15 protein-coding genes and 6 pseudogenes are annotated in these 16,379 nt (G+C 48.7%); 16 read left to right on the top strand and 5 right to left on the bottom strand.

Translation table 11 applies throughout. From position 1 onward, the window contains the following. Positions 1-30 precede the first annotated feature (30 nt). Positions 31-1,443, top strand: a complete 1,413-nt coding sequence (locus tag IAE30_RS20270) for a 6-phospho-beta-glucosidase (protein WP_200680834.1) — start codon at positions 31-33, stop codon at positions 1,441-1,443. 118 nt (positions 1,444-1,561) lie between these two features. Here the strand turns inward: IAE30_RS20270 and IAE30_RS20265 are convergent, their stop codons facing one another. The 3 genes from IAE30_RS20265 to IAE30_RS20255 all read right to left on the bottom strand — a co-directional run bounded on the left by IAE30_RS20265 (position 1,562) and on the right by IAE30_RS20255 (position 4,582). Further along, a complete protein-coding gene (locus IAE30_RS20265) occupies positions 1,562-2,590 on the bottom strand; it encodes a methionine synthase (RefSeq protein WP_045832952.1) in 1,029 nt (342 codons plus the stop codon). Between the two features lie 27 nt (positions 2,591-2,617). Continuing rightward, entirely contained in the window at positions 2,618-3,595 is a 978-nt protein-coding gene (locus IAE30_RS20260) for a DUF1852 domain-containing protein (protein ID WP_045832951.1), read from the bottom strand. A gap of 390 nt (positions 3,596-3,985) precedes the next feature. Continuing rightward, a complete protein-coding gene (locus tag IAE30_RS20255) occupies positions 3,986-4,582 on the bottom strand; it encodes a hypothetical protein (RefSeq protein WP_200680833.1) in 597 nt (198 codons plus the stop codon). A gap of 295 nt (positions 4,583-4,877) precedes the next feature. Between IAE30_RS20255 and tssB the strand changes: the two genes are divergently transcribed. From tssB to tssE, 15 genes and pseudogenes are all read left to right on the top strand, one after another. Next, positions 4,878-5,375, top strand: coding sequence for a type VI secretion system contractile sheath small subunit (gene tssB, locus IAE30_RS20250; RefSeq protein WP_200680832.1), 498 nt, complete (start codon positions 4,878-4,880; stop codon positions 5,373-5,375). A gap of 28 nt (positions 5,376-5,403) precedes the next feature. Next, complete coding sequence (tssC, locus tag IAE30_RS20245; protein ID WP_200680831.1) at positions 5,404-6,951, top strand: type VI secretion system contractile sheath large subunit; 1,548 nt, start codon at positions 5,404-5,406, stop codon at positions 6,949-6,951. A 14-nt stretch (positions 6,952-6,965) separates the two neighbouring features. Beyond that, positions 6,966-7,919 (top strand): annotated as a pseudogene (gene tssK, locus IAE30_RS20240) (type VI secretion system baseplate subunit TssK); the annotation flags it as partial. Continuing rightward, positions 7,891-9,204, top strand: a complete 1,314-nt coding sequence (gene vgrG, locus IAE30_RS20235) for a type VI secretion system Vgr family protein (protein ID WP_200680830.1) — start codon at positions 7,891-7,893, stop codon at positions 9,202-9,204. The pseudogene tssK and the gene vgrG, both read left to right, overlap by 29 nt. Positions 9,205-9,311: 107 nt before the next feature. After that, entirely contained in the window at positions 9,312-9,461 is a 150-nt protein-coding gene (locus IAE30_RS30090) for a hypothetical protein (RefSeq protein ID WP_234472823.1), read from the top strand. Beyond that, a pseudogene (locus IAE30_RS30450) lies at positions 9,394-10,157 on the top strand (DUF6402 family protein). The gene IAE30_RS30090 and the pseudogene IAE30_RS30450 overlap by 68 nt, the downstream one beginning before the upstream one ends. Before the next feature lie 19 nt (positions 10,158-10,176). Then, positions 10,177-10,563 carry a hypothetical protein gene (locus IAE30_RS20225; RefSeq protein WP_200680829.1) on the top strand — a complete coding sequence of 129 codons (387 nt, stop codon included), beginning with the start codon at positions 10,177-10,179 and terminating at the stop codon, positions 10,561-10,563. Between the two features lie 175 nt (positions 10,564-10,738). Further along, a complete protein-coding gene (locus tag IAE30_RS20220; RefSeq protein ID WP_200680828.1) occupies positions 10,739-10,897 on the top strand; it encodes a hypothetical protein in 159 nt (52 codons plus the stop codon). A 29-nt stretch (positions 10,898-10,926) separates the two neighbouring features. Further along, a pseudogene (locus IAE30_RS30075) lies at positions 10,927-11,097 on the top strand (type VI secretion protein ImpA); the annotation flags it as partial. A gap of 40 nt (positions 11,098-11,137) precedes the next feature. Beyond that, complete coding sequence (locus tag IAE30_RS30445; RefSeq protein WP_370585627.1) at positions 11,138-11,446, top strand: DUF6402 family protein; 309 nt, start codon at positions 11,138-11,140, stop codon at positions 11,444-11,446. Further along, positions 11,394-11,911 (top strand): annotated as a pseudogene (locus IAE30_RS30440) (DUF6402 family protein). Before IAE30_RS30445 ends, IAE30_RS30440 begins: the two are co-directional and overlap by 53 nt. After that, positions 11,908-12,309, top strand: a complete 402-nt coding sequence (locus tag IAE30_RS20210; RefSeq protein ID WP_200680827.1) for a DUF6201 family protein — start codon at positions 11,908-11,910, stop codon at positions 12,307-12,309. The pseudogene IAE30_RS30440 and the gene IAE30_RS20210 overlap by 4 nt, the downstream one beginning before the upstream one ends. A gap of 8 nt (positions 12,310-12,317) precedes the next feature. Continuing rightward, positions 12,318-12,520: pseudogene (locus IAE30_RS30065) on the top strand (VRR-NUC domain-containing protein); the annotation flags it as partial. Between the two features lie 12 nt (positions 12,521-12,532). After that, positions 12,533-13,740 (top strand): annotated as a pseudogene (locus IAE30_RS20205) (DUF3396 domain-containing protein). Between the two features lie 27 nt (positions 13,741-13,767). Further along, positions 13,768-14,199: a type VI secretion system baseplate subunit TssE gene (tssE, locus tag IAE30_RS20200; protein WP_200680826.1), complete on the top strand. Its 432-nt coding sequence runs from the start codon at positions 13,768-13,770 to the stop codon at positions 14,197-14,199. A 158-nt stretch (positions 14,200-14,357) separates the two neighbouring features. Here the strand turns inward: tssE and ychF are convergent, their stop codons facing one another. Continuing rightward, a complete protein-coding gene (gene ychF / locus IAE30_RS20195) occupies positions 14,358-15,449 on the bottom strand; it encodes a redox-regulated ATPase YchF (RefSeq protein ID WP_034824290.1) in 1,092 nt (363 codons plus the stop codon). A 111-nt stretch (positions 15,450-15,560) separates the two neighbouring features. Continuing rightward, the gene (gene pth / locus IAE30_RS20190; RefSeq protein WP_200680825.1) at positions 15,561-16,148 is read right to left on the bottom strand and encodes an aminoacyl-tRNA hydrolase; all 588 of its coding nucleotides are present in this window, start codon (positions 16,146-16,148) and stop codon (positions 15,561-15,563) included. Between the last annotated feature and the right edge of the window lie 231 nt (positions 16,149-16,379).

Raw genomic sequence — 16,379 nt, 5'->3', positions numbered from 1 at the left:
CCTGATTGCAACCAAACGGAGTTATATCCTATGCCAAATAAGATCAAGATTGTCACTATCGGTGGGGGTTCCAGCTACACGCCAGAGTTGATTGAAGGGCTTATCCTGCGTCAGGCGCAGTTGCCGATTGCCGAGTTGTGGCTGGTGGATATTGAGGACGGCGCAGAGAAGATGGAAATTGTTGGCAGTATGGCGAAGCGGATGATTGCGGCCGCTAAACTCGACTGGCAGGTGCATCTTTCACTCGATCGCAAGGAAGCGTTAAAGGATGCGGATTACGTAACGACTCAGTTCCGCGTGGGGTTACTGGATGCGCGCTTAAAAGACGAAGTGATTCCGTTAGCCAATGGTTTACTGGGCCAGGAAACCAACGGCCCGGGCGGGATATTTAAGGCGTTTCGTACGATTCCGGTGATTCTCGATATTATCGAGGATATGCGTCAATTGTGCCCCAACGCCTGGCTGGTGGATTTCACCAATCCGGCAGGCATGGTGACCGAAGCGGCGATTAAATATGGCAAGTGGGAAAAAACCGTCGGCCTGTGCAATGTGCCGTTCGGTCATATCACTCAGGCCAGCAGCGTACTCGGTGTGGAAGAGAAAGATCTCTATTTCAAATTTGCCGGGCTCAACCATTTCCACTGGCATCGCGTTTGGGATCAGCAGGGCAATGAACGCACCGCCGAACTGATTGATAAAATCTATTCACCAGACCAGCAGGAAAAAAGCGATGAAGGGCTGAAAAATATTCATCAGATTCCTTTTAATTACGATCAGGTGAAACATCTCGGCCTGCTGCCCTGTGGTTATCACCGCTATTACTATTTGCAGGAACCGATGCTGGCTCATGCCATTGAAGAGTTCGAACAGTATGAAACCCGCGCTGAAGTGGTGAAGAAAACCGAAGCGCGGCTGTTCGAGTTATATAAAGACGTCAATCTTGACTACAAGCCTGAAGAGTTAAGTCAGAGGGGCGGGGCGCATTACAGCGATGCGGCTTGCGATCTGATTGCTTCGATTCAAAATAACAGCGGAAAACTGATGGTGGTCTCAACGCGCAATAACGGCGCGATTGCCGATTTGCCGTTTGATTGCGTGGTGGAGGTCACCGCTGCCATCACTTCTCATGGCGCAGAACCGCTGCGTTGGGGAGCGTTACCACCTGCGGCGCGCGGCATGATTCAGTTAATGAAAGCCATGGAAGAAACGGTGATTGAAGCGGCCGTCAGTGGCGATTACGGCGCAGCATTACACGCCTTCACGATTAATCCGCTTATTCCAGCGGGCGATACGGCGATAAAAGTGCTGGATCAATTGTTGTATGCCCATAAAGACTATCTGCCGAAGTTCGCCAGTAAAATTGCCGAGATTGAGAAAACCAAACCGGAAATCGTCGCTTTCGTCGATCAGTTACTGGCCGACAGATATGCGCACAGGGCGTGATGAAGTTTTTTCAGGATTGAATGATGCAGGCAGGAGACGGAAGACGGTGCCCGGATGAACATCGCTGGGCACCGAAGTAAAGTACTCACCGTCCTGCTGGGCGGTGAGTCGATCAGCATTACGCGGTGAGTTCGTTACGTACGATAGCTGCACCCGCGCTCAGGGCTTCCAGCTTGCCTCTGGCCACGCGGCGCGACAGTGGCGTCATACCGCAGTTGGTCGAAGGATAAAGCTTATCGGCATCCACAAACTGCAGCGCTTTACGCAAGGTGTTAGCCACTTCTTCCGCGGTTTCAATGGTGTTGGTCGCCACATCAATCGCACCGACCATCACTTTTTTGCCACGAATCAGCTCAATCAGATCCATTGGCACACGCGAATTCTGGGCTTCCAGTGAAATGATATCGATAGAAGACTTTTGCAGTTTAGGGAACACTTCTTCATATTGACGCCACTCGGTGCCGAGCGTCTTTTTCCAGTCGGTGTTCGCTTTAATGCCATAGCCATAGCAAATATGCACGGCGGTTTCGCACTTCAGACCTTCAACGGCTCTTTCCAGTGCGGCAATGCCCCAGTCATTCACTTCATCGAAGAACACGTTAAATGCGGGTTCATCAAACTGAATAATATCAACGCCGGCTGCTTCTAACTCTTTGGCTTCCTGGTTAAGAATTTTGGCAAATTCCCAAGCGAGTTTTTCGCGGCTTTTGTAGTGACCATCATAGAGGGTATCAATCATGGTCATTGGGCCTGGCAAAGCCCACTTAATCTGTTGTTTGGTTTGCTGGCGCAAGAATTTAGCATCTTCAACAAACACCGGCTTTTTACGCACCACTTCACCGATCACACTTGGCACGCTGGCGTCATAGCGATTGCGGATCTTCACAATCTCACGCTTTTCAAAATCAACGCCGCTCAGATGTTCAATAAAGGTGGTGACGAAGTGCTGGCGCGTTTGCTCGCCATCACTGACGATATCAATGCCCGCTAATTGCTGATCCTGCAGGGATAACAGCAGAGCATCTCTTTTGCCCTCGATTAATTCATCACCCTGCAGTTTCCATGGCGACCACAGCGTTTCAGGTTGAGCAAGCCAGGCCGGTTTCGGTAAGCTTCCTGCCGTTGAAGTAGGCAATAACAATTTCATAATCAATAACCTTTTATTTTGGCTTAATCAAAGAACGTATTGTGCAGACCACTGCTCAAGAATCTCTTGATAGGGTTTGATGAAGTGCTCTTCCGTAAACTTCCCCTGCTCAATTGCCAACTGGCTGCGTTCTTCTCGATCGTAAACAATGCGCGTTAATGAATGGTCGCCATGCGTCAGGCTTGGCTGATAGCACTGGCCTGCGGCAGAGTTGGCATTGTAAATCTCTGGGCGGTAAATCTTCTGGAACGTCTCCATGGTGCTGATGGTGCCGATCAGTTCCAGATCCGTGTAATCATTCAGCAAGTCACCGGTGAAATAGAAGGCTAATGGCGCGACGCTGTTTTCAGGCATGAAATAGCGCGCCTGCAAGCCCATTTTGCCGAAATAGTGGTCGGTGAGGGACAGTTCATCTTGCTGATATTCAAAGCCCAACACCGGATGCTGATAGTCAGTGCGGTGATAGGTATTTTTGCTCGACACGCTCAGGCAGATCACCGGCTTTTTATTAAAGCGCTCCTGATAAGCCGCCGAGTTAACGAAGCTTTTAAAGATATTGCCGTGCAGATCGCCGAAACCTTCCGGCAGGCTGAAACCGGATTGGTTGTTATTGGCCGCCAGCAGACGCACGCTAAAATCGTAATCACGCACGTAAGAGGAGAAGTTATTGCCTACGATGCCGTCGGTACGCTGCTGAGTTTTGCGATCAACAATATTGGTTTTCAGGATCTCAATAACCGGGAAGGTTTTACCATTGCCTTCAATATCAATTTCCGCAGAAATGATTTCCAGCTCAACGGCATAACGATCGCCTTTTGGGTTATCCGCGTGCGCCAGAGAGTTGAAACGGTTGTTCATCATCATTAAGGCATTGCGCAAATTCTGCTGGCGGTTGGTTCCTCGTGCCAGGTTAGCGAAGTTCGTGGTGATACGCGTATTCTCAGAGGGGTTGTAGTGCTCATCGAAAACGCTGCTCTTAATTGAAAATGCAAAATCGTTGCTCATGATGCTCGGGTATCCTGATTTCTGCTGCAAAACCTTTCCGACTTTAAGTTGTTAAACCTGATACTGCGGCTTATCACCTGCGGAAGATTTCACATTGTCTTAAGTCAATAACAATGCGAATTTTATGCCAGAGTCCCTCAGCGATTGATAGTGATTAAATTTCAAAGCTGCATGAGCCAATTTCATGAGCGGGCTCACACTCTGGATCAGGGCTGTCAGAAGGGGGCATTCATGCGGAAAAGCGGGCGGTGACGGTGGAATAGGCCAGCGACGTAAGCAAAGTGAGAGTGACGCTACGCGAGCGCGATGCGGAAGAATTTACTCAATGAGAAATAAAAAATCCACGGCAGGCGTGGATTTTTTTGCGGTGCTTAATCCATCGGGATTAAATCATCGACGTGAAGATAGATATTTGAACCGGACCTTATCGACAGATTTGGACGTTCGGTTCGGAAACAACAACCTTATCTCTGCTGGAGATTTATCGAGATTTATGATTAGCAATGAAATTTCTTCCTCGCTCCACTTGCGCGCCTTGGTTAAACCCGCCACACCAATGCCCATTTCACAGGCTTTAATCTTCACGGCTTCTGCAGTCCTGCCAATCATTCCAGCGACTTTGGTGCCCAACTGCGGATAATGTTCAGCCAGCACCCGGCACTCTTCATCGCTCCAGCTTCGGGCACTGGTGATGCCCATCATTCTGGCTTTCTGAAAGATGGTGATGCGCGTTCTGCCGGGGAGTAGCGACATCACAAGGCGGATGCCTTCGCCTCTGGCATACTCGTTACGCAGCACGTCCATTTCCTCTTCGCTCCACAGAGTGCTGGCATCCGCAGAAACCCCCAGTCCCATCGCTGCTGCGTTAATGGCGCTGGGTGTTCTTCCCAGTTTGCGGGCAATCTCCTTCGTCGGCGTAACACCATAGTGCTTTTCAACCCATCTCAGCTCGGCCAGCGTCCAGCGTGAGCGGTGATTTCTCTTCAAAATAATCCCTAGCAGAAAATGGTCAGATATATTTTACCTTTTTAGGATTTTCTTCGGTTTTAGTCCTCTCGTTCTAATGGCTGAAATAAAAAAATATTTCAGATCAATCCCATTTTTCGCAATGTTATTTCAATGACTTAAAGCCAAATTATAGGAATTTTCTCAACTAAATCAGTCGTCAAAGATCGTGCCAGGTTGTTGCTTTTCTGAAATAACATACCTTACTATCCGCGCAGCATCCACAGGGAAGGTGTGCCTATGCGTACTTTCTTTCGCCATTTTTACAGGAGTAAATATGAGCAATTCTTATCAAAATGAAATCCCTAAAGCACGTATTAACCTCCGGCTCGACCTGCACACCGGGACGGCGCAGAAGAAAACCGAACTTCCGCTGAAGCTGCTGGTCACCGGTGACTTCAGCAACGGTCAGGAAACCCGCGTGCTGTCCGAGCGTGAAAAAGTCAACGTCAATAAAAACAACTTCGACAGCGTGCTGGCCGACTTTTCCCCTTCCCTGAATCTGAACGTGCCGGACACGCTCGCCGCCGACGGCAGCGAACAGGCCGTGAATCTGACGTTCAGCAGCATGAAGGACTTTGAGCCGGAACAGGTTGCCCGTCAGATCCCGCAGCTCAAGGCCATGCTCGCCATGCGTAATCTCCTGCGCGACCTCAAATCCAACCTGCTCGACAACGTGACCTTCCGCAAAGAGCTGGAAACTATCCTGAAAGACCCTGCGCTCAGCGCTGAGCTGCGCACCGAGCTGTCTGCCCTGGCCTGCGACAACGGCTGAACCCTTTTAACGGACTAAACGAGAGACAATGCTGATGTCAGTTCAGAATGAAAAAATGTCTGCCGGTGACACCACCGTGCTGGAGCGCCCGGCGGCAGAGGGCGTATACGCCTCCCTGTTCGATAAAATCAACCTGAGCCCCGTATCGCGCCTGAGTGATCTGAACGTCTGGCAGGACAGCCAGGCGATGTCTGATGCGTCTGCCGATGAGCGCGTGACCGCCGCGATGCAGGTATTCCTCGCGCGCCTGAAAATCAGCGGCGCGAAAGTGGACAAACTCGACAAGCACCTGCTGGATCATCACATCGCAGAGCTGGACTACCAGATAAGCCGTCAGCTGGATGCCGTCATGCACCACGATGCGTTTCAGCAGGTGGAGTCGGTATGGCGTGGCCAGAAGTCGCTGGTGGATAAAACCGACTTCCGTCAGAACGTGAAACTGGAAGTGCTGGATGTGTCGAAAGAGGACCTGCGCCAGGACTTTGAAGATGCGCCGGAAATCATTCAGAGCGGTCTGTACCTACAGACGTACGTCGCCGAGTACGACACGCCGGGTGGCGAGCCCATTGGTGCGGTGATTTCAGCCTATGAATTTGATGCCTCGGCGCAGGACGTGGCGCTGCTGCGTAACATCTCCAAAGTGGCAGCCTCAGCGCACATGCCGTTCATCGGCTCGGCGGGCCCGGCGTTCTTCCTGAAAGATTCGATGGAAGACGTCGCGGCGATCAAAGACATCGGCAACTACTTCGACCGCGCTGAATACATCAAGTGGAAATCGTTCCGCGACACCGATGATTCACGCTACATTGGCCTGACCATGCCGCGCGTTCTGGGTCGTCTGCCTTACGGTCCGGACACCGTGCCGGTGCGCAGTTTCAACTACGTCGAAGAGGTGAAAGGCCCGGATCACGACAAGTATCTGTGGACCAACGCTTCGTTCGCCTTCGCCGCCAACATGGTGAAAAGCTTCATCAACAACGGCTGGTGCGTGCAGATCCGTGGCCCACAAGCGGGCGGCGCGGTGGAAGACCTGCCAATCCATCTGTATGACCTCGGCACCGGCAACCAGGTGAAAATCCCGTCTGAAGTGATGATCCCGGAAACCCGCGAGTTTGAGTTCGCCAACCTCGGCTTCATCCCGCTGTCATACTACAAAAACCGTGATTACGCCTGCTTCTTCTCGGCTAACTCCACGCAGAAAGCCGCGCTGTACGACACGCCGGAAGCCACCGCCAACAGCCGCATCAACGCTCGCCTGCCATACATCTTCCTGCTGTCGCGCATCGCGCACTACCTGAAGCTGATCCAGCGCGAAAACATCGGTACCACTAAGGATCGTCGTCTGCTGGAGCTGGAGCTGAACACCTGGGTGCGCGGTCTGGTGACTGAAATGACCGATCCGGGCGACGAGCTGCAGGCTTCGCACCCGCTGCGCGACGCGAAAGTGGTGGTGGAAGACATCGAAGACAACCCGGGCTTCTTCAAAGTGCGCCTGTTTGCGGTACCGCACTTCCAGGTGGAAGGCATGGACGTGAACCTGTCGCTGGTGTCGCAGATGCCGAAGGCGAAGGCGTAAGGCGGCCATCAGGGATGAAAATTTATCGTCCACTTTGGAACGAGGGGGCTTTGCTGTCCCCTCAGCAGTTCCAGCAACAGTCAGCGTGGGAATCCTTCACCAATGCGGGATTGGCCGCGCTGACTTCACCGTTCCCCTGGGGCGTCGAGCAGGTTGAACTTGACGAGGCGCAGCTCTCTTCCGGTCGTGCGCTGGTGCAAAAACTGCGTCTCTGGCTGCCCGACGGCACGTTGGTTGATACACAGCAGAGTGACGTCGCGCCTGCGCCGCGTGATTTGCGCGCGGATGCATTAGCGGGCAAAGACAGCATTACGTTGTTGCTGGCGCTACCGCTGATGCAATCAGGCGGCGGCAATGTCTGTGAAACCGAAGCCACGCCAGAGCGACCGCAGCGTTTCCGCCAGGAATGGGTGAACGTGCAGGACGCTTTTGGCCCAGAGGAAGAGTCGATTGCGGTAGCGCGCTTCAACCTTTCGCTGCGCTATCAGCATGAGAACAATGATGCGTGGGAAACCTGTCCGCTGTGTCGCCTGGTTGCCGATGGGCAAGGCGGCTGGCGCATTGATCACGCCTTCATTCCGCCGCTGGCGTTGTTTTCATCCAGCGCGGCACTGCGCGAACGATTGGTGCTCCTGAATCGTCAGTTACGATCCCGCCGTCAGCGTTTGATGGCGATGCGTCGCGAAAGCAACGAACGCCTGGCGGATTTTGCTGTAGCGGATGTATCACTGTTCTGGCTGCTCAATGCGCTGAATTCTCATGCGCGCGTGCTGACCGAATTCGAGCGTTTTCCGGCGCGCCATCCTGAACAGGTTTGGGCGGAGCTGGCGCGTTTTGCGGGCAGCATTATGACGTTTTCGCTGGATCATGATGTCGATGCCATTCCTGGCTATCAGCATGACGAGCCTGCGCAAAGTTTCCCGCCGCTGTTTGATCTGATTGCCGTACAGCGAACAGTTCTGCTTCCGCCCGGATGAAATCGCGCGTCCGGAAGTGTCCGGCACACATCCGGCGCGGGTGGAAAGCCGCGATGAAAAAGACATCTACGCGTGGCTGGACGAAAGCGGGCGCTACCGCGTGAAGCTCGACGTTGACCGCGAGTTCAGCGAATCCGGCTGCAGCTACTTGTGGGTGCGATTAGCAAAACCGTATGCGGGCGCGAATTACGGCCTGCACGCGCCGCTGGTGCAGGGCACCGAAGTGGGCATCGCGTTTGACGGCGGCGACCCGGATCGTCCTTATATCGCGCATGCGTTTCACGACTCCGAACATCCCGACGTGGTGAACCGCGACAACCGCAGCCAGAACATTCTGTGCACTCCGGCGAATAACCTGATGCGCATGGAGGACAGACGCGGCGAAGAGCACATCGCTACCTCCACCGAATACGGCAAAACCCAGCTCAATCAGGGTTACATCATCAACGCGCAGGAGAAGCCGCGCGGCTGCGGCTTTGAGCTGCGCACCGACGAATACGGCGTGATACGTGTGGCGAAAGGGCTGTTCGTCTGTGCCGACGGGCAGCAGAAAGCCGTCGGCGAGGTGCTGGATAGGACGACGGTGCTGCGCGAAATCGACATTGCGCTACAGCAGATGGAGCAGCTGAATCTGGCGGCAACGCAGGCGGAAGCGCTATGCGCGGACATCGGCAGCCAGCGGCGGATGTTCAGCGAGCGGCTGAAACCGCTGAATGAGCTCATCCATTTCTCCGCGCCGGAAGGCATGGCGTTCAGCAGCGGCGAGCGTTTGCAGATGGCGGCTGCGAAGAACGTGGCGGTGAATGCGGGCGGCGACATCAGCGCGGGCGCGACGGGCAGCATTAATTTGCTGGCGGGGCAAAAGGCTGGGCTGTTCGCGAGAGCAGGAAAGCTGAGCGTGATTGCCGGGCAGGGTGCGCTGACGGTGCAGGCGCAGAACGCGAAGATGAAGCTGGTGGCCGCGAAGAAGCTGAGCATGAGCGCGGAGTCGGACATTCTGTTCGCGGGCAAAAAACGCATCGTGCTGACTGGCGGCGGGAGTTATCTGAAGCTGGAAGACGGGAAGATTGAATACGGCACTGAGGCGCGGTATTTGCGGCGGACCAGAAAGACGTATAAGGCGGTTCCTCGAGAAATGCAAACCAAGCTAAGTTCAATGCAATCAGTGTTACCAGTTTTGGCCTGCGGATTACATTCATGCTGCTTTAAGGTGGTAGATATTAATGCTAATTCCCAAGTGATTGATTTTGCATGGTGTGTCACTACTGAGACTTGAGTTGTATATGGTAAATCATGTAACTCGATGACCAGTGATATTCATACAAATAATGAAGAGATTATTACTCTGAACTATGTATTTCAAACTAAAGCAGGAATTAGATAATGGCCATGGAAAACACTAAGTCATCAATTGATATGGATAAAAAATTAAAAATAGTTAAAGAGGATTTTTTTCCATATCGATATGATTCCAAATGCCATGAGAAAAATGGTATGGCATACGGCCTCAAGACTGATGAATCATTGGTTTAGTATGGAGCCTGCACATTCCTTTACTAAGGATGAAAAAAATCTTCTTTTATCAACCGATGCTTACCTAATTAATTCTAAGAAGATAAATGTAGATATTGTGAAAATGAGTTGGGCAATGAATTATCATCAAGTGACAAAAGGAATTGACTCACTAATGAAAACTTGGAATAGCTTGAAAGGAAAAGAGCGATTGTTATATCAGTTAAAAAGAAAGGGGATTTTAGATCTAAAGAATTATCGCTGGGATATACTGACGACATAGAAAAACTTGATGCCGATGCGCAAATCAATATCCTAGGGATAGGAAAGAAAATTGACACAGTTGATGGTTGGTATGGTGCTATGGGTAACAGTACATTAAAGGTATGCGTAAGAGGTACAACCTCACAAGTTGACGGGCGATATTTTTTTAACGTTGTATCTGTTGGATTTTATCTTAAAGATACCTATGATTTTGTTGATGAAGGGAGAATGTCTGAGCCTTTAGGTATTTGGAGTCGGGATAGGATTCTAAATAAGGCAGAGTCGATACTATACATGAATTCATATGCTTCAGATCTTTTTGGTTTGCTTGTTCGTCAGTTTTCGGGGTTCGTCCCAGTGTTTAACTCGGATTTCAGGTCTTGGCAGGAAAGACATAACACTGGTGCGGATTTTATCATACTATCCGATGTGTATTGGATGAACCCCATATGAAGGATAAATTGATAGAATTATGAAATTAAAAAAATCAAGCTCGCTGATGAAGTTCATCATCATTATTGTTGTGTGTGTTTTTTCTTTATTCCCCACTTCACTGTTAGATATGATTAATAATTATATTTTTCAAGCTAACAGTCCTAATGAATCATATAAGGTGAAAGTATATAAGCTCAACCCATTTACAATTTATTCGCTATACAAAGTAATTGAAGGAGAAGGGTATTATTTTGTTGTGTATGATAAGTGTGGGCGTGAGATCTACAAGCCGAATTTTTCATTTGGAATGGATGAGGCCGTGGTTTATGGTGGTTTCAAATTTTATAGTGAAAATGAACTAATGTTCCCGACTAATGATGGCGTTGATTCATTGCTCCTATCCGATAGCCGCTTGTGTAATTAAGTCTTAATTCATTTATGATTACTTAAATGTTTTTCGATTTAAAGTTTTTTATATTGACGAATCTAAATGTGTTATCAGTCTATTCAGGCTGAAGCGAGCAGGTGCAGTGTAGTGTATCGCTGAAATTATGTAATAAAAATCTTAAGTCGATACCCACTAAAGATTTTATAATCAGATGGCTATTGAGCCTTCACAATTGAAAAAAGAATACACCAGCCCACGCCAAAAAACCGGATGGGGATACGGGGATGTTGAAAATGATCCTGAATATCCTTACTTAGGTCTCACTCGCCTTGAAAATACTCATAACTGGTACGAACCTAAGGATAAATGATGGCGATTTTACACCCGCAAGAATGCTAATTGCTGGAACGTTTTACCTCACCTGAGCATTATGCAGAGACGCGTGACGCGATAATTGCATATGTAAAGGCACATGAAATAGCCCTGAGTCGTTATAAAAATGAAACTCCACTAATGAGTCGTAAGCTTCCGCTCTGGCAGCAAGCCGACATTGTTTGGGGAAATCGCGTATGAAGTTGACTTTTTTCATATAGACATGATTCCAGACGCTATGGATAAAATGAATTGGCATACAGCGGCGAAGCTAATGCGCCATTGGTTCAGTATTAGTCCCGCATTTGAATTTACGGAAAAAATAAAGCGAGACCTTTTAAATGAAAGTCCAGAGTTAATTGATTCGCAAAGGATAAATGTAGATATTGTCAAAATGTCATGGGCCAGTTCATACAAACGAGTACAGGAAGGTATTGAGAAGCTAAGAATGACTTGGAATAGTTCAAGGGGAAGGGGCGAGCTAAAAGAGAAGCTTGCTAAAATTGGCGATTATAAAAAAACAGTGCATAAAGATTGGTTATGTTAATTGTGTTAAAAAACTTGATGCCGAAGCCCAAGTAAACATTCTAAGAATCGGGAGTAAATTCGACACCGTCGATGGATGGTATGGTGCAATGGGTAATGGCACATTGAAAGTCTGTGTGCAAGGCTTTACTTCACTCACTGAATCTAAAGACAATTTCAATGTTGAAAGGATTGGTTTTTATTTGAAGGATACCTATGACTTTGTTGATGAGGGTTCAATATCAGAGCCTTTAGGTATTTGGAGTGAAAATAGGATTTTGGATAAAACTGAATCCGCATTTTATCTTAGCTCATACGCATCAAGTTTGTGGGGTGAGTTGATAAGGGATTTCTCAGGTTTTGTACCTGTTTTTAATGAAGACTTTAGAATCTGGCAAAAAAACATAATTCAGGTGGGGATTTTATTGTTCTATCCGATGTGCTCTGGATGGAACCTTTCCCTAAAGATAGGATGATTGAATTGTGAAAGCTATTAATTGTAAATACATATGGCGCTTTCTTTTCGTATTAGTCGTTACTTTGTTCTTTTTCTCCCCATCATCATTTTTTTACGGTGATTTCAATGAAAAGTACAGGATGCTAAGCCCAGACAAAAAATATGAGGTTGTTATATATAAATACATTCCAGTTTCTATATACTCAATCTATGAGGCGTTTGATGACAATGGTTATTTCTTCGCTGTTTATGATTCGTGCGGGCATGAGGTTTATAAGCCGCCATTTTATTATGGGGTAAGTTCTAGTTTAATTTATGGTGATATGTCATTCTCCACGTTAAATAAAAGAGAGCTTTTTTTTCCAACCAATGAAGGTATTGATTCTGTTGAACTAAAAAAAACATCCGATAAGTGTGTTTCAGAATAGTTGACTAGGTGCAGGTATTAACCGACGTGGCGAGAGTTATTGGCGTGATTTTGGTAGCGGTAGGGATCGGAGTGCTTGTCGTTACCTTGGGTATTTCCGAGGCGCTAATTGGTGCGTTTATACTTATCGTTCGTCTGGCAATAAGTGCTGGGGAACTCTGGCTACTATTTTAGGTACAGGTGCGGGCACTGCTGCGCTTGTGACAGGCTGAACAGGAAAAAGTATGAATATGAAAAATTATGAACTGGACTACATTGAAAAGTGGTTATCTGAAGCATCTGTAAAATATAAGGATGGCAGTCCAGCTGTAAATCTTGGTTTAATCATCACTGTTTTTTTAAAGATGGCCATATGCCAGAGGTTCGTCGCAAAATGGTGGAGTGTGCTGAACGTTTTTATACTGAATTTCGACTATACTTAAAAAGTACTTTATCGAATTATAAATGGGTGTCATTATCAGAAAAAACTTTGCTAAACAACGGAAAAATATTTTGGAATCAGAGCCGGAAGAAATATTTTCGTGGGTAATCAGTTCAGCGTCAGAATCCTATTTGGCACCTGAATACAATATTCTGATCATGGGAAGCCGGATCTTTCACAACGAAAGTGACCGATCGGTCATAAAGCTAACGTTTCCACTTTCAATATTGAATGAACCATCAGGCAGGGAAAATTACGAAAATTGGCTGGTGTGGATATGCAATACTTTTAACGTTGAGAGCGGTTATGCAGGGATTTCATTCGTATTGCCCTATGCTCGAGAAAGAATGTTTCCTTATGAGTATGCCCTGGCCCAGCGCTTTCCTGGTGTTATGGTTGATTCTTTAGGTACTCTTGAAGGTGGAGGGGCCGTAATAGGAATAAAAGACGCATGCTGGTACACCATGCTTGGACAGCATTGGCTTGATAAGCTTGGTGGTAGGCACAGAGTTGAAAAATCTGTGCAAAATACGAACGGTGTTGATGTTCTGCCATATGAGAGCGGAATTATAATTAAGGCCGGAGAACTCCCGCCTGCATTAGGCGAAGTAAACAGCGAAGCTTTACCACCTTTGCTTGTTAAAGTTAATCAGATAATAAAACCTATTCGTCTGAATATTCAGCGTTCTTTTCATTTCTATTCTGAGTATGAAAACCTGCAATTTGAAGAAGAATCAACTAAAAAAAGGGTATGAACGCTTCGATGAAGCCAGCGCATTATTAGATGTCGAGGAAGGTCTTCAATTAGATGCGTCTATACGATATACCTGCTGGAGTGGCAATATCGCAATTTATGCAGGGCAATGGGCAGCGACGGTTAATGGAGTGACTCAATACTTTCAAGCTAACGAAGGTCAGAGAATGCCTGAGTTCGAAGATACTGATGGCAAAAAACATTATGCATGTTGGTCTCTTGTGAAACGAGACGATAATGGAAGTGTCTTTAAATAGATTTGAAGAGAGCTTGGTTATATTAAAATGAACAATCAATTTCCCTCCTTATATGAATGCTTATTTGGTAATTTTTCTGGGGAATTATCAGTAGAGTCTATTACAGAGGAAGATCAAGTCATTCTTTCGGTACTCGACAATATGCAGCGCATTCTCAACACTCGCGCAGGATCTCTCTCACACATCCCTGAATTCGGCCTACCCGACATGACGCGTATTTTGCAAGGCATGCCCGGCACCGCGCATCAACTTCTAAATACACTCACCAGAGTGCTGCTTGAATATGAACCACGTCTCAAGAGCATTAACGTAGTGCTGCTGGAACAAAGTATTCCCGGTGAGCTACGCTACGCCATTGATGCCGAGTTGAAAGACATCGGCGTCGTTCGTTACGGAACAGAATTTATGCCGGAAGGGCGAGTGCTGTTGCGTCATCTTAAACGGAAAATGAATCGATAATGCCACGCCTTTTTACCGTCAGGGCTGACTTCGAGGTATAACCCATTGAAATCATATGAGACGCTATGAAATGAAAAATCCACGCAAATGCGTGGATTTAATAGGGTTTCGTGAACATCATGAGATTAAGCGAAACCTCATGAGACAACAAAACTCATTTAGACGTTGAACAGGAAGTTCATCACGTCGCCATCTTTCACGATGTACTCTTTACCTTCCGAGCGCATCTTGCCGGCTTCTTTCGCGCCTTGCTCACCTTTGTAGGTAACAAAGTCATCAAACGCGATGGTTTGTGCGCGGATAAAGCCTTTCTCGAAGTCGGTGTGAATTTTACCGGCAGCCTGCGGCGCGGTGGCACCCACAGGGATGGTCCAGGCACGTACTTCTTTCACGCCAGCGGTGAAGTAAGTTTGCAGGTTGAGCAGGGCATAACCCGCACGGATCACGCGGTTCAGACCCGGCTCTTCCAGACCCAACTCCGCCATGAACTCGTCACGCTCTTCGTCATCCAGCTCAGCAATGTCGGATTCAACGGCTGCGCACACTGGCACCACCACTGAACCTTCAGCTTCCGCAATCGCACGCACTTGATCGAGGTACGGGTTGTTTTCAAAACCGTCTTCGTTCACGTTGGCGATATACATGGTTGGCTTCAGGGTCAGGAAGCTCAGGTAGCGGATGGCCGCTTTCTCGTCTGCATCCAGTTTCAGCGCGCGCAACATGCCAGCTTCGGACAGGTGCGGCAGGCACTTCTCTAATGCAGCCAGTTCAGCTTTAGCATCTTTGTCGCCGCCTTTGGCTTTCTTCTGGCAACGCTGAATGGCACGTTCACAGGTATCCAGATCGGACAGCGCCAGCTCGGTGTTGATGACGTCAATATCTTCCGCCGGGTTCACTTTGCCGGAAACGTGAATAATATTGTCGTTCTCGAAGCAACGCACTACGTGGCCGATAGCTTCGGTTTCACGGATGTTGGTCAGGAACTGATTACCCAGACCTTCACCTTTGGATGCGCCTTTCACCAGACCGGCGATATCGACGAACTCCATGGTGGTCGGCACAACACGCTGCGGCTTAACGATTTCGCTCAGCTGATCGAGGCGCAGATCGGGCATTGGCACCACACCGGTGTTAGGCTCGATGGTGCAGAACGGAAAGTTGGCTGCTTCGATACCCGCTTTGGTCAGCGCGTTGAACAGGGTGGATTTACCGACGTTCGGCAGGCCCACAATACCGCATTTAAATCCCATGGTCTGATTACCTTTCTCACTGAGTGTGCGGCACTGGCTGGCAGCGCCGACAGATTCAAAAAATTTCGCGCATTATACACAGAATTGCCTTCTGCGGCGCGGGAATTGGCCTTAGCCAGCCTTGAACGCATGCAGGCGGTTCATCGCCTTGATTTTGTCTTCTTTCAGCCACAACTCAGTACAGCGCACCGCTTCTTCCACGGCATCATCAATCAGCTTTTGCTCGCTGGCTGGGGGTTTACCCAGCACGAAGCCGGTGACTTTATTACGATCGCCGGGATGGCCGATGCCAACCCGCAGGCGATGGAAATTGTTGTTATTGCCCAGTTTACTGATGATGTCTTTCAGACCGTTGTGTCCGCCGTGACCACCGCCCTGTTTAAATTTGGCGATGCCCGGAGGCAGATCCAGTTCATCGTGTGCCACTAAAATCTCTTCCGTTGCGATGCGATAAAACGTCGCCATCGCGCCCACCGCTTTGCCGCTGAGATTCATAAAGGTGGTGGGCACCAACAGGCGCACATCTTCACCCGCCAGTGACAGGCGCGCGGTATAGCCGAAAAATTTTGGCTCTTCTTTTAACGACTGATTATGTCTTTCGGCCAGCAAATCCACATACCAGGCACCCGCGTTATGACGCGTTGCGGCGTATTCAGCGCCGGGATTGGCCAGCCCCACAATCAGTTTAATGCTGCTCACGATGTTTATCCTGTCTTGCTGCGGAAAGGGCGATAGTTTACTGCCTGCAAGCGGCGATGACAAAGGGTGCTGAGCACAGATGATACCTCTGAGTGACTTATCAATTTCTATCGAAATCAAGCCTCTGGCCGTAAAGAAATGTCAGAGATTGTGAAGGATGTGTGATCCTGTCCGCAACTTAACCTGCGGTCATTGCCTAAACTTATGACAAGTTAACCATACGTGCTGTTT

Source organism: Pantoea sp. S61, assembly GCF_016625145.1.
Lineage (GTDB): Bacteria > Pseudomonadota > Gammaproteobacteria > Enterobacterales > Enterobacteriaceae > Pantoea > Pantoea rwandensis_B.
Note: the sequence above shows the minus strand (reverse complement) of the source record. Positions and strands in the feature narration are given on the sequence as shown.